Origin of the sequence: Clostridium carboxidivorans P7, from assembly GCF_001038625.1 — a bacterium.
Taxonomy (GTDB): Bacteria; Bacillota; Clostridia; order Clostridiales; family Clostridiaceae; genus Clostridium_AM; species Clostridium_AM carboxidivorans.
This window is the reverse complement of sequence record NZ_CP011803.1, coordinates 191,102-204,372: the sequence shown is the minus strand read 5'-3', so window position 1 is coordinate 204,372 and position 13,271 is coordinate 191,102. Positions and strand designations below refer to the sequence as shown.

General features: G+C 29.3%; 14 protein-coding genes and 1 pseudogene. 1 reads left to right on the top strand and 14 read right to left on the bottom strand.

The window, feature by feature from the left end; genetic code table 11:
- Positions 1–227: 227 nt before the first annotated feature.
- The 8 genes and pseudogenes from Ccar_RS01045 to purB form a co-directional block, all read right to left on the bottom strand.
- Positions 228–722, bottom strand: coding sequence for an HD domain-containing protein (locus tag Ccar_RS01045; RefSeq protein WP_007064155.1), 495 nt, complete (start codon positions 720–722; stop codon positions 228–230).
- 108 nt (positions 723–830) lie between these two features.
- The gene (locus Ccar_RS27280; RefSeq protein ID WP_242655143.1) at positions 831–1,001 is read right to left on the bottom strand and encodes a hypothetical protein; all 171 of its coding nucleotides are present in this window, start codon (positions 999–1,001) and stop codon (positions 831–833) included.
- Between the two features lie 138 nt (positions 1,002–1,139).
- Positions 1,140–2,000: pseudogene (locus tag Ccar_RS27275) on the bottom strand (molybdopterin molybdotransferase MoeA); the annotation flags it as partial.
- A gap of 126 nt (positions 2,001–2,126) precedes the next feature.
- Positions 2,127–3,353, bottom strand: a complete 1,227-nt coding sequence (locus Ccar_RS01030; protein WP_007064152.1) for an NAD(P)/FAD-dependent oxidoreductase — start codon at positions 3,351–3,353, stop codon at positions 2,127–2,129.
- Positions 3,354–3,400: 47 nt separating this feature from the next.
- The gene (locus tag Ccar_RS01025) at positions 3,401–3,817 is read right to left on the bottom strand and encodes a 4Fe-4S dicluster domain-containing protein (RefSeq protein WP_007064151.1); all 417 of its coding nucleotides are present in this window, start codon (positions 3,815–3,817) and stop codon (positions 3,401–3,403) included.
- Between the two features lie 2 nt (positions 3,818–3,819).
- Positions 3,820–5,907 carry a molybdopterin oxidoreductase family protein gene (locus Ccar_RS01020; protein ID WP_007064150.1) on the bottom strand — a complete coding sequence of 696 codons (2,088 nt, stop codon included), beginning with the start codon at positions 5,905–5,907 and terminating at the stop codon, positions 3,820–3,822.
- Positions 5,908–6,188: 281 nt separating this feature from the next.
- Positions 6,189–6,449, bottom strand: coding sequence for a hypothetical protein (locus Ccar_RS01015; RefSeq protein WP_007060048.1), 261 nt, complete (start codon positions 6,447–6,449; stop codon positions 6,189–6,191).
- A 159-nt stretch (positions 6,450–6,608) separates the two neighbouring features.
- Positions 6,609–8,045, bottom strand: a complete 1,437-nt coding sequence (purB, locus tag Ccar_RS01010; protein ID WP_007060049.1) for an adenylosuccinate lyase — start codon at positions 8,043–8,045, stop codon at positions 6,609–6,611.
- A gap of 203 nt (positions 8,046–8,248) precedes the next feature.
- Between purB and Ccar_RS01005 the strand changes: the two genes are divergently transcribed.
- Positions 8,249–8,488 (top strand): DUF378 domain-containing protein, encoded by a 240-nt coding sequence (locus Ccar_RS01005; protein ID WP_007060050.1) that lies wholly within the window; start codon positions 8,249–8,251, stop codon positions 8,486–8,488.
- A gap of 29 nt (positions 8,489–8,517) precedes the next feature.
- Here Ccar_RS01005 and Ccar_RS01000 read toward each other — a convergent pair whose 3' ends face one another.
- From Ccar_RS01000 to spoVS, 6 genes are all read right to left on the bottom strand, one after another.
- A complete protein-coding gene (locus Ccar_RS01000; RefSeq protein ID WP_007060051.1) occupies positions 8,518–8,778 on the bottom strand; it encodes an HPr family phosphocarrier protein in 261 nt (86 codons plus the stop codon).
- A 169-nt stretch (positions 8,779–8,947) separates the two neighbouring features.
- Complete coding sequence (locus Ccar_RS00995) at positions 8,948–10,141, bottom strand: pyridoxal phosphate-dependent aminotransferase (RefSeq protein ID WP_007060052.1); 1,194 nt, start codon at positions 10,139–10,141, stop codon at positions 8,948–8,950.
- A gap of 202 nt (positions 10,142–10,343) precedes the next feature.
- A complete protein-coding gene (locus Ccar_RS00990) occupies positions 10,344–10,700 on the bottom strand; it encodes an SMR family transporter (protein WP_048029812.1) in 357 nt (118 codons plus the stop codon).
- Positions 10,697–11,950 carry a glycosyltransferase family 39 protein gene (locus Ccar_RS00985; protein ID WP_007060054.1) on the bottom strand — a complete coding sequence of 418 codons (1,254 nt, stop codon included), beginning with the start codon at positions 11,948–11,950 and terminating at the stop codon, positions 10,697–10,699. Before Ccar_RS00985 ends, Ccar_RS00990 begins: the two co-directional genes overlap by 4 nt.
- 38 nt (positions 11,951–11,988) lie before the next feature.
- A complete protein-coding gene (locus Ccar_RS00980) occupies positions 11,989–12,855 on the bottom strand; it encodes a decaprenyl-phosphate phosphoribosyltransferase (protein WP_007060055.1) in 867 nt (288 codons plus the stop codon).
- A gap of 151 nt (positions 12,856–13,006) precedes the next feature.
- On the bottom strand, positions 13,007–13,267 hold the full coding sequence (gene spoVS, locus Ccar_RS00975; protein ID WP_007060056.1) for a stage V sporulation protein SpoVS: 261 nt from the start codon (positions 13,265–13,267) through the stop codon (positions 13,007–13,009).
- Positions 13,268–13,271: the final 4 nt, after the last annotated feature.

The window sequence follows — 13,271 nt, the reverse complement described above, 5'->3', positions numbered from 1 at the left end:
TTAATTATTTAACTTCATTTTATAAAGGAATTCCATTTATTTTTACGCTAAGTATATCACTATACATTTTTTTGTTCCGTGATTTATATCACGCTTTATGATTTTCTATTAGATTTTTAAAACAATTTTTTTCTTAAATGGTGAAACTATCAATTATGTCCAAAAACTCTATATAAAGAAAAAAGGTAATGACATGTCAATGGGGTAAAACATATCATTACCTTTTCTTATTTAATATACATACTTTCTAAAAAGGAAATACCACTACTAGTTTTAAAATATTTTTCTTTAATTATTTGTACTTGTTCTTTTCCTAAACAATCTTCAAAAATATTTACAATAAAGTCTGCCTCTACGAGAATTTGAAAGTCAACACTATCTATTTTACTATATGTATGATGATTACCTATTAAATAAATAATTCTATCAATAAAGTTCTTATTTAAATTAAATTCTTTTAAAATATCACAAGCTACATCTGGTCCTTCCATTTCCTGATATCTAGCCCCAGATGAACAATATTTCTTTTCGCTTTCCTTAATTCCAATATCATGTAAAATAGCAGCAACTTCTAAAATTTCAAGCTTTTCTTTTGAAATTTCTTCGAGTTCACCTATACTTTTGGCAAAACCATGAACTTTCATTGCATGATTTATTCTTTTGACATCACCATCAAAATACAATATCATTTTACTTAAAACTTGACTTATGAAACTTGTCAATACAAACAACTCCTTACTATATATTTTCTAATAAATACTATATATTAATTTTATCAAATTATAGATATTATAATATATTTTATTTCATATGCATAAATAGTAAAGATTTTAAAGTAAAACAACTTCTACTTCTTCACCTTTTTTTAACTTACCAGTTCCCTTTTTTACATCTATTAGACAATTACAACCAAGCATTGACGCAAGCATTCCAGAAGAATGCTTATTTTCAATAAAGCTAACCTTTCCATTATTAAAATGAGCACGTATAAATCTTCTCATCATACTTGGCTTATTAAATTCATCCTCCATAATTGCAGAAACCCGTTTATATTGCAAATTTTTATTTCCACTTATTTTAGATAAAACTGGTCTCACTAAAAGCTCAAAATTTGTAAGAGCTGCAAAAGGATTTCCTGATAAAGATATTATAGGCTTATTTTTATATAAAGAATACATTACAGGTGTTCCTGGTTTTAAATTAACCTTCCAGAAAATCCTTTCAGCACCTATTAGCTTAATCGTATCATGTAAAATATCTTTTTGTCCTACTGAAACACCACCTGTTGTTATTATCAAATCTACATCATCAACAATTTCACGTATCTTTTCTCCTACTTTTTCTCCATTATCCTCAATTATTTCTGAAATAATTGGTTGCAAGCCAAACTCATTTAATCTAGAATATATCAAATGTAAATTGCTATCGTAAATTTTTCCTTCCTTTAAGGTTTGTCCTGGAGTTCTAACTTCATCACCAGTAACAATAAGTGCAATTCTTGGTTTAATTTTAACTTTAACCTTTGAAACACCCATACTAGCAAGAACTCCTTGATGTATATAGGTAATTACTTCACCTTTTCTTACTAATAAATCCCCTTTTTTTATATCTTCACCGGTAAAACAATAATTATCATATTTATTAAGCTCATCATAAATTTCAACTTCATCTTCACCATAATTGGTCTTTTCTTGTCTTATAACACAATTTGCACCTTTAGGTATTTTTGCACCTGTCATAATTCTTGCTGCTTGACCTCTTTTAAGTGTTTTTTCACTATATCAACCTGCAAATATGCAATCTACAACTGTAAGCTTCCTTATATCTTCTTTACTTGCTCCCTTTGTATCTTCTGCCATAAGTGCATATCCATCAAGAGGCGACCTATCAAATGGGGGATTATCCATAGGTGCATAAATATTTTCATAAATTATTCTGCCACCTGCATCTATTAACTTAATTTCTTCAAATCTTTCAATTTCTTTTATACTTCTAATCATTAATTCAACGGCCTTTTCTAACTCTATCTTAAGCACAATTTATACTTCCTTTCCAATTTGACAATTAAAACATTTGCAAGGAGTGTACTAAAGACATAACTTTGATCATTTACTACTCTCAATTAACTAATACGTAAATTCAAAATTTTCCTTAATATTGAAAAAATCCGAGTAATCTATTTTGAATATTGGCTTTTTAACCTTTGAAACATCAATTTTAGCTCTGATTAATTGAGTCAAAATACCAGCATAAGATAGATCTCCTTGAAGAATAGCTCCATAAATCCTGCCATCCTTATGTATTACCTTTTTATAATTTCCATTATCATCACTTTCAATTTCAACTGTATAAGTTTCATCTGCAGGCTCATTAATTCCAAGGGACATTGTAGGAATTCCTAAAAAGTTCATTGTTGATTTGCTGGCAAAAAAATCAGTCATTTCACTTTTTACTCCTGCCATATTGCTTGCTGCAATAATTCCTTCTTTAACAGCCGTAGGCCAAATAGGATTTCTTCCTGTAACATCTCCTGCACCATAAATATCCTCACAATTTGTTTTTCCAGAGGCATCAATAATAAGTCCAAACTTATCTTTTTCAATTCCCGAGCCTTCCAAAAATCCAACATTAGCACGAACACCAGCTGCAACTACTAATAAATCACAAGGAATTTTTTCTCCATTTGTTAGCAATATATCTGTAATCTTTCCTTCTTCATCAACAATTAATTCCTTAATTCCTTTTTCATAATACTGCTTAACACCTTTACTCTCAAAACCTTTTTCATAAGCTGAAGCCGCTCTTTTATCAAGCTGAATTGAAAGCATATGATCTTTCATTTCAACAAGAGCAATATTTTTACCAGTATGCAGTAAACCCGAAATAACATCTATTCCTATAAGTCCGGCACCCATAATTACTATATTGTCACACTTTTTTGATAGCTCCATTACCTTCTCACAATCATCAAAATTACGAAATCCAATAGCATTAGGTGCAGTTCTTAAATTTGGTATAGGTGGGAAGAACGTGTTAGATCCTGTTGCTATAAGCAATTTATCAAATTTCACTATTTTGCCATCTAAAAGCACAACTTCCTTTGAATCCACATCAATTTTAGTAGCTTCATTGCCTCTAATCCATTCAATATTATTTTTATTTATAAAATCGTCTTCAACAAACTCAAGCTTTTTAACATCACGAATGCCTTCCATATAATGATGAAGTATACATCTAGAATAAATTTTATCATCCTTTGATATTAATGTAATTTCAGCTTCTTTGTCTAAATTTCTAAGCTGGCGGGCTCCATTAACTCCTGATGCCGAAGCACCTAAAACAACATATTTCATAAAACTCCCTCCCGTATTCCTTATTAGCACGTAAGGATTATTAATCCTTATGCTTCTTCTAATGTTATTGCACCCATTGGACATTTTTCCACGCACATAGGTTTTGGTTCATTATTTTCTGTACGATGAACACACATATTACATTTCATAATTTCCTTATATTCAATTCGATCACTTTTCAATACACCGTAAGGACATGCCATTATACACATATAGCAGCTTGCACATCGTTCTTTATCATATTGAACCAATCCAGTTTCTCTATCTTTAGACATAGCACCAGTCATACATGTATAAACACATTCTGGTTTATCACAATGACGACAGAAAATAGGTGCAGGTTTAGTTTTACTATCTATAGTTACACGATTTCTTGAATCACTACTTTCATGGCTAACAATACAAGCAGTAACACAAGTTAAACATCCTATACATTTGCTTCTATCAATTTTTATTCTTTTCATAATTAGATTCCTCCCATTTTAATTTTGGAAATATTAATTGGAGTAGTCTTATATGAAGGTTCTTTAGAGTAAGAATCATATAAAGATGGTGTTAGATTATTGCATTCCAAATAATGTAAAGGCGCATAAAGCTCATCATATCTAACATTGTCTGTAAGCTTAACCATGAAATTCGAATGCTTTCCATTTACAGAAGAAACTTTGATCATTTCATTTTCTTTAATATCAATTTCTTTCGCAAGTTTAGTATTGATATAGATATATGCATCTTTAACACTGACATCTTCAACAAATGCAACTTCTCTTGTACGTGTTTGTGTATGCCATTGCCCAACACTTCCTCTACCTGTATTCAATGTATATGGGAAATCTTTTGTAGCTACTAATGGATTTTCACGCACTTCTTCAAATATAAACTTGGCTTTTTTTGAAGGTGTATAATACATATTATCTTCATATAAACGTCTTTGGTCATCTGTAAGAACTTCACCTTCTCTAAAAGGCCATTGTATTCCATTTGAATTTACCAATCCATCATAACTAACTCCAGTCATATCGCAAGGCATATTTCTTGAGCACTCCTTCATTAAATTAAATGCATCTCTTGGAGTTTTCCATTTATCAAGAAGATTTCCCATGCCTAATGCTTTTCCAATACCATATATAATTTCATAGTCACTTCTTTCATCTTCTGATTTCTTAAGAACTGGTCGCATAGCAGAAATACGTCTTTCCGTATTGATATATGTGCCTTCTTTTTTTATACCAGGAACAGCTGGAAGATATATATCGCAATCCTTCGAACTATCCGTATCACCATAGATATCTTGTACAACAAAAAGTTCTAATTTTTTTATTGCTTCTTTAAAAGTTTCATTATTAGTCCATGAATGACGAGGATTTGTACAGACAATCCATAAAGCTTTTATTTCTCCAGAAATTATTTTTTCAATAATAACGTTATAAGGCAGTGTTGGCTTATCTGCAAGTACATCCTCATTAACGCCAAGGACTTCTGCCACTCGTTTACGTCTATCCGTATTATCAAAATCTCCACCAGCGTAAAGCATTGTAGTATTGCTATATGCACGAGAACCCATTGCATTACACTGACCTGTAATAGAATTAGCTCCAGTACCTGGTTTGCCAATATTACCTGTCATTAAAGCCAAATTAATAATAGCTTGAGCAGTTCTAACTGCTTCATATCCTTGGTTAACTCCCATAGTCCACCAAAATGAAACTCTCTTACCCTTATGAATTAATTCTACCAATTCTAAAATGGAGGCTTCACTAATCCCTGTTGCTTCAGCTGCTTTTGCTAAAGTATATCCTTTAACAAATTCCTTAAAATCTTCAAAGCCTTCTGTATAATTCTTTACATATTCATTATCTATGTATCCTTTTTCTATGAGCTTATTAGCTACAGCATAAAGTAATATTAAATCTGTCTTTCCCTTAATACCGTACCAATAATCAGCATTCTGTGCTGTTTCTGACTTTCTTGGATCTATAACTATTAATTTTTTATTTTTATTTTCTTTTATTCTTCCCCATAATATAGGATGCGCCAAAACTGGATTAGCTCCAATTAATATTATTGTATCAGAAAGTTCTGCATCTTTTAATGTATATGGTGGTGCATCAAATCCAAAACTCTGCTTATGAGCAACTACTGATGTTGCCATACATAGTCTAGTATTTCCATCCACATTGGCCTTTAAGTAATTTCTCATTACGTGACCAAATAATGCAAACTCCTCCAAGGCTAGTTGGCCAGTACCTAAACCTGCAACACTCTCTCTTCCATACTTTTCTTGCAACTCTAAAAACTTATCTGCAACTAGTTTATATGCATCATCCCAAGGAATTCTTTTAAAAGAACCATCTTTTTGTCTAAGCCTAGGTAATGTTGATTCTCTTACTATTGTCTGCTGCTTATCCAATGAAATTCCTTTGATACACGAAAAACCATTGTTGACTGGATAACCTTTTGTTGGTATTACTTTAACTATTTTATTGTCTTCAACATAAAAGTCTAAATTACAATCTAAGGCGCAATAATTACATGTTGATTGAATTTTTTTCATGACTACCCCTCTTTCCCAAATTTAGTATTAATGGTTGTATTATTCATATTTATATCATTAATTATTTCAAAAAATTGTTAATTATTTAACTTAAACTTTTTAAAAAAGAATATTTTTTCCTATTAATTGTAAGTATATCATGGTATATTTTTTTGTTCCGTGATTTATATCACATTTTATGGGTTATTGAAAAATATTATCTAAAACTATTCTGATGTGTATTTCTTAAATTTATAAATAAAAAAAGCCTACTCAAAAGTAGACTTTTCTAACATTAAATTTTATCCAACATATTGTTTTATTTTTTTTATATACCTTCTATCATTGCTTATCCGCAAAAGGCTTTCTATAAAATATTTACTGTGACTTTTAGGCATCCGTTTCTTTTCCACTAATTTAATCATAACCATACATATATCATATTTTTTCACATGAGTATGTCCATACTTAAAATCTTTATGCCTATTGTGAACTATATAACCATCACCAGTTTTATAAACCTTAAAATCTGGACTTTGATATATTTGTGTGCTCACTTCCATCACCCCATAATTATAGTATCGCGATATTGATATTATTATAAAAATATTAAGGATAACTATATATTATGCATAAATATCTGTATAGAAAACTAGTATATATTATATTTTATCACATATACTAGTTTTTCGTTACAATTATGAAATGTTTTAATATTCTAATTAAACGTTTATTTCTGCTTCTTCTCCTAATAAATCTTTATTTTTCTCTAATATAGGTTTTATTTGTTCTTGTACAAAATCTACTACCTGTCCTGGTGCTCTTCCAACAAACTTTACTGGATCTATTAGTGATAATATTTCTTCTGAAGTCATATTAAAGAAAGGATCATTTATTATTCTTTCTATAAGATCATTATCCTTTCCTTCAACCTTTACCATTTTAGCAGCTTCCATGGAATGCTGTCTTATTCTTTCGTGAAGTTCCTGTCTATCTCCACCTTTTTTTACAGATTCCATAATTATATTTTCTGTTGCCATAAAAGGAAGTTCCTTCTTAACATGTGATTCAATAACTTTTGGATATACTACCATGTTGGAGGATACATTCATATAAAGATTTAATACACCATCTAATGCTAAGAATGCTTCTGCTACAGATATTCTCTTATTTGCAGAATCATCCAATGTTCTTTCAAACCATTGAGTAGCAGCTGTTATTGCTGGGTTTAATGAATCAACTATTATATATCTTGAAAGAGCTCCTATTCTTTCTGATCTCATAGGATTTCTCTTATACGCCATAGCTGATGAACCTATCTGATTCTTTTCAAAAGGCTCTTCCATTTCCTTCATATTCTGAAGTATTCTTAAATCGTTACTAAATTTATATGCACTTTGAGCAACCTCTGAAAGAGTATTAAGTATTGTTGAATCTAACTTTCTTGTGTAAGTTTGACCTGTTACCATGAATTCCTTTTTAAATCCCATCTTTTCAGTAACCATTCTGTCTAAAGTTTTTACTTTAGCCTCATCTCCATTAAAAAGCTCCATAAAGCTTGCTTGAGTACCTGTAGTTCCCTTTACTCCTCTAAATCTCATATGATCTATTAAAAAGTCTATGTTTTCTAAATCTAAATAAAGATCTTGAATCCAAAGTGATGCTCTTTTGCCTACAGTAGTTAATTGCGCAGGTTGAAGATGTGTAAATCCAAGAGTAGGTAAATCTTTATATTCTAAAGCAAATTTAGTTAAAGAATTTATAGTATTAATGATTTTCTTCTTTATTATAAAAAGAGCTTCTTTCATTACTATTAAATCGGTATTATCTCCTACATAACAACTAGTAGCCCCTAAATGTATTATTCCCTTAGCTTTAGGACATTGTACACCATATGCATATACATGGCTCATAACATCATGTCTTACTTCTTTTTCTCTCTTTTCTGCTACTTCATAATTTACATTATCTACATTTTCTTTCAGTTCTTTTATTTGTTCATCACTTATGTTTAAACCTAGCTCTTTTTCACATTCAGCTAGAGCTACCCATAATTTTCTCCAAGTCTTAAATTTCATTTCATCAGAAAATAAATAACTCATTTCTTTAGATGCATATCTAGTATTTAAAGGTGTGTTATATATATCTCTTTGTTTCATAATAAAAGTACCTCCAATGCGTATATAATTTATAATTGTGCCTTTTTAATTCATATTATAACATATGTTTAATTCATTTCATATATATTATGTTCGTATTTTTATTTTTTATTATTTAACTTCAATAAATTGTTCTATTCTATGTACTGCAATTAATATAATTTACTATACTAAGTTTATTAGATTTGGGGGTATGAGAATTTATGTACAAGTTTAGCATTTTAGACAAAATTTCTCTCGTATTAGTAATACTAGGTGCTGTTAACTGGGGACTTATAGGTTTATCAAATATTAATTTAATAGGACTTTTTTTAGGAGAACCAGCTGATTTAATAGGTAGGCTTATCTATATATTAGTAGGTGTATCTGGTCTTAACATATTACTTATTCTTTTTAGAATGAAAAGGACTGTAAATATTAGGCCAATAAATAAAAGGCTCTAAAAGAGCCTTTTATTTATAAAAATCAAATATTATTCATCTAATGAATCTATTAATTTAGTAACTTCTTCTACAGCTAATGCTTCATCATCACCTGATGCAGTAATTTTAATAGTTGCATTTTTAGTAACTCCTAAAGATAAAACTCCTATTAAGCTTTTTACATTAGCTTTTTTTCCGTCAAATTCTATACTTATGTCTGATTTAAAAGAAGACGCTTTCTTTACTAATAATGTAGCTGGTCTAGCGTGTAAACCAGTTGCACTTTTAACTATAACTTCTTTTGATACCATTTAGTTCACCTCTATTTTAAAATTTTACATTGTACTAACTTTTCAATTCAATTATATCATTTTCTGCAGATGTTTCAACAATTATTTTTGTATGAAAATGGTTACATTGTAATAAATTTTACTTGTGTCGACTTATTTATATATAATAGTATAACTAAATTTATGATTCTTATTGCAATTCAGCTACGAATTTTTCTATTCTATCTAATCCTGCTTTTATGTTATCCATAGATGTAGCATAAGACAATCTTACATAGTTATCCATGCCAAATCCTATACCTGGTATAACTGCAACCTTTTCTTTTTCTAAAAGTGCTTGTGAAAAAGTTAATGAATCCTTAACTTCACATCCATTAGACTTTTTACCAAATGTCTTTGATATATTCATCATTACATAAAAAGCACCTTTAGGTTCAGTGCAAGATAAATTTTCTATTTCATTTATCTTTTTTACCATATAATCTCTTCTGCTCTTAAATTCTTTTACCATTTTTTCAATTTGTACTTCATCACTATTTAAAGCTTCTACAGATGCATACTGCGCAATTGAATTAGGATTAGCTGTAGTATGACTTTGGAGACTTGACATCAATTTTATTATTTCTTCATTAGCTGCAGCATATCCAATTCTCCAACCTGTCATAGAATAAGTTTTAGAAACTCCATTTATAGTTATAGTCCTATTGTAAGCATCCTCTGAAAGACTGCCAATGCTTATATGTTTTTCATCTCCATATATAAGTTTTTCATATATTTCGTCAGATAGTATTATTAAATCATGCTTCTTAGCTAACTGCGCTATGGCTATTAACTCTTCTTTTGTATAAACAGTTCCTGTAGGATTATTAGGACTATTTACAAGTATAATTTTTGTTTTATCTGTTATTGCTTTTTCTAAATCCTTTATATCATATTTAAAATTATTAGCTTCGCTAGTTTCTACAAATACAGGTACACCATCTGCTAATTTTACCAGTTCAGGATAACTTACCCAATATGGTATTGGTATTATAACCTCATCTCCAGGATTTAATGTTGCTGAAAAGGCATTTGCTAAGCACTGCTTTGCCCCTGTAGAAATTATAATCTGTGAAGCATTGTATTTTAGGCCATTATCCTTATAAAACTTATTAGCTATAGCTTCCTTTAATTCTGTAATTCCAGATGCAGCTGTATACTTTGTAAATCCCTGCTTTATAGCTTGGATAGCTGCATTTTGTATGTTTTCTGGGGTATTAAAGTCTGGTTCTCCAGCTCCAAATCCAATTACATCAATTCCTTCTGACTTCATTTTTTTAGCCTTTGCTGTTATAGCTAATGTAATAGATGGTTGAATTTGCTGAGCTTTTTTTGATAGTATCATTTTTACTTCCTCCATATATAGTAAATTTTAAATATTTAACTAAATTGCAACTTAAAAATTTCGTTTAGTTATAATATACCATCATATTGGCATGTTTACAATTAAATATTTTATTTTTTGCAATTTGAGAAACTTCATTCATGCATAATAACTATATTCAGATTTACTTAAAGATACTCATTATTACCCCGAATTGGTAATTTTAGCTTCTAGACACCAATATTACACCTATTATAATAAAAACAACACCTGCTATTCTCATTATTGATATATTTTCTTTAAAAATAAAATAAGAAAAAAACATGATTAGTACATATCCTATACTAACCATAGGATATGCATAACTTAACTCTACTTTACTTAAAACTTTTATCCACAATAAAAAACTTACTCCATAAGATATAATACCGCACATTACTGGTACATTTTTCAAAATTCCTAAAATACTAGGTATTAAATAACTACCAGAAAAATTCAGCTGTAAATTAACTGCTCCATATTTAACTAAAACCTGTCCAATAGCTCCTAAAAAAACTGAAATTAAAATCAAACCTATCATACTCGCAACTCCTTATATCCATTTATTAAAGCATTAATGAAGCTATAAAAGCTATATATCATTATAAATATTTCAGGGAAAGCATATCTCCCTTGACCTTCCGTTACAAAATAAACCGAAGTAAACATAAAGAACAATACAACTAAATACAAATCAAATTTACTCAACAATTCAGTTTGTTTCTTAAATATACTTTTTAAAATACATAGGCTGTAAATTAGCATATATATAATACCAAAACCAAATACTAATTTTCTTATATTATTAGTTATAGTTAACATAGTTGTTTTAGTATGTTCGCTTATCCCAGTTCCATAAGTACTATATGAAATATCATCTCCTACAAAATATGTATTAAACAATCTTTTAAATCCTAATTCTACAAATTGTACTGGATGCTCTTTAATCCACTTCTTTGCTGCACTGCTTAACATTTTATTCTTCTGAGTCATGTTAGCATTCTTGTATTCATCTGTTTTTACTATAGAATTTTCTACTTCTTCTGCTGGCATCCATCTTCCTACATTATTTTGAGAATTGTTGTTTATATATAAAACTATTCCCCCATTATTAGATACATAAGTAAGTTGTCCCACAAGCTTTGTATTTCTATAAAGCCAAGGAGAAATCACTAATGTAGAGACTAAAAGAACCACAAAAGAATTTTTAATAGATTTCATAAGTTTCCTTTCTTTAAGCAAATCTACTAAAAATATTGCAAAGAAAAATACTGCAAAAAAAGGCTTTACCATAGTATTTAATCCAGTTAAAATACCTATCCATAAATATTTAAATTTTCCACTTCCAAAATATATATTAGTGATTAAAAGTAAAATTGTAGTAAACAGCACTTCTGTTGCAAGCAAACTATTATAAAATATGTTATTAGGCATAAATACAAATACAGCAAATATTATTTTCTTTTTTCCTTCTTTAATGCCCAATTTATCTAGTATAGAAATAAAGCATATATTACTTACAAGGGTAAGCAATATATTAAATATTTTTGCTTTAAGTATGCTAGCCCCAAACAACTTAAATATGCCTCCTAATACTATACAATATCCTACAGATGTATAAGTATCTCCCCAAGGGAGTCCATTGGCTATATCGACTGATAAATTGTAATAATAGTCAAAATCAGAAAAGGGCTGTGTATTTACAAAAGTTACCCATAGTATAGAAGCTAATAAGCCCAAAACTAGTACAACTTTGTAATACATACTTTCTTTTAAACTTTTGATTTCCATGTATAAAATCCTTTCTAAAACTGTAAGTTTAATTCTTATTATAATTTAAAATATATTATGGCTAAAATTGATATTCCCCACATAACTATATTTATTAGAAAAGGTTTATCCTTTCCAAAAACATCCTCTGGCTTTCCACCTATGTTCTTCTTGTCCATTAAATACTCATATCTAAAAATACCATATAAAATAAATGGAATAGTAAATATCATAGTTTTACTTTGTACAGAACTAAAAGTATATAAGCAATAGGCCATAAGAATAGATGGCGTTACTATAGTCAACATTTTATCTATCATACCAACTGAATACTCTTCAAGTATTTTTCTGTGAGAACCACTCTTATCTTTTAGTGTTATAATTTCACTTTTTCTCTTGTTAAGTGCTAAAAATAGCGACAATAGAATTGTACACAAGAACAGCCATGAAGATACTTGCACTCCAGTAGCAAGACTTCCACTTTCCACTCTTAAAACAAATCCAAAAGTAATTACCATAACATCAATAATTACTATGTTTTTTAACTTAAAACAATAAGCCACATTTATTAACATATATGATATGAGTATAGCTGAAACTTTAATACTTAAGTACATATATGAAAAAAACAATACAGCACAAACAATGAAAAAGTCAAGAATAATTGCTTGCTTTTTTGATACTCTTCCACTTGGTAGTGGTCTATTTTTTTTATCTGGATGGCATCTATCCTTTTCTATATCAACTATATCATTTAATACATATATAGAAGAAGATGTAAAACAAAATAAAATAAAAGTTAAAACATTTGCATACAATATATGTGTATTAAAAAAGTTTCCTGAAAAAACTATGGCTGCAAATATAAAAAAGTTTTTAATCCATTGCTTTGGTCTCAATAATTTCACAATTGCCTTAATGTCCATTTTTTCCTCCTAAAAATCAAAGGTTGTATTATTATATACCTTTTACATTTTAGCACAGCATACAATATAGTCAATATAATTTGAATTAACATCTATAATAAACTAAAGGATTTGAATTAAAATTCAAATCCTTTTACAAATCTTATTATTCTTATCTTGGCTGCACGATTAACTTTATAGCAGTTCTTTCTTCTCCATCTATCTCAATATCAGTAAATGCTGGAATACATATTAGGTCTATTCCACTTGGTGCTACAAATCCTCTTGCTATAGCCACAGCTTTTACAGCTTGGTTCAATGCTCCTGCTCCTATAGCTTGTATTTCTGCAGCTCCTCGTTCTCTTAAAACTCCTGCTAGAGCACCTGCAACTGAATTTGGGCTTGATTTTGCTGAAACTTTTAATACTTCCATAATA

What these genes read in the sequence shown, in the direction of transcription:
- Ccar_RS27280 (WP_242655143.1), bottom strand. Translation starts at nt 1,001, where the DNA reads ATGAGAAGATTTATACGTGCTCATTTTAATAATGGAAAGGTTAGCTTT.
- Ccar_RS01030 (WP_007064152.1), bottom strand. Translation starts at nt 3,353, where the DNA reads ATGAAATATGTTGTTTTAGGTGCTTCGGCATCAGGAGTTAATGGAGCC.
- Ccar_RS01025 (WP_007064151.1), bottom strand. Translation starts at nt 3,817, where the DNA reads ATGAAAAGAATAAAAATTGATAGAAGCAAATGTATAGGATGTTTAACT.
- Ccar_RS01020 (WP_007064150.1), bottom strand. Translation starts at nt 5,907, where the DNA reads ATGAAAAAAATTCAATCAACATGTAATTATTGCGCCTTAGATTGTAAT.
- Ccar_RS01015 (WP_007060048.1), bottom strand. Translation starts at nt 6,449, where the DNA reads ATGGAAGTGAGCACACAAATATATCAAAGTCCAGATTTTAAGGTTTAT.
- purB (WP_007060049.1), bottom strand. Translation starts at nt 8,045, where the DNA reads ATGAAACAAAGAGATATATATAACACACCTTTAAATACTAGATATGCA.
- Ccar_RS01005 (WP_007060050.1), top strand. Translation starts at nt 8,249, where the DNA reads ATGTACAAGTTTAGCATTTTAGACAAAATTTCTCTCGTATTAGTAATA.
- Ccar_RS01000 (WP_007060051.1), bottom strand. Translation starts at nt 8,778, where the DNA reads ATGGTATCAAAAGAAGTTATAGTTAAAAGTGCAACTGGTTTACACGCT.
- Ccar_RS00995 (WP_007060052.1), bottom strand. Translation starts at nt 10,141, where the DNA reads ATGATACTATCAAAAAAAGCTCAGCAAATTCAACCATCTATTACATTA.
- Ccar_RS00990 (WP_048029812.1), bottom strand. Translation starts at nt 10,700, where the DNA reads ATGATAGGTTTGATTTTAATTTCAGTTTTTTTAGGAGCTATTGGACAG.
- Ccar_RS00985 (WP_007060054.1), bottom strand. Translation starts at nt 11,950, where the DNA reads ATGGAAATCAAAAGTTTAAAAGAAAGTATGTATTACAAAGTTGTACTA.
- Ccar_RS00980 (WP_007060055.1), bottom strand. Translation starts at nt 12,855, where the DNA reads ATGGACATTAAGGCAATTGTGAAATTATTGAGACCAAAGCAATGGATT.
- spoVS (WP_007060056.1), bottom strand. Translation starts at nt 13,267, where the DNA reads ATGGAAGTATTAAAAGTTTCAGCAAAATCAAGCCCAAATTCAGTTGCA.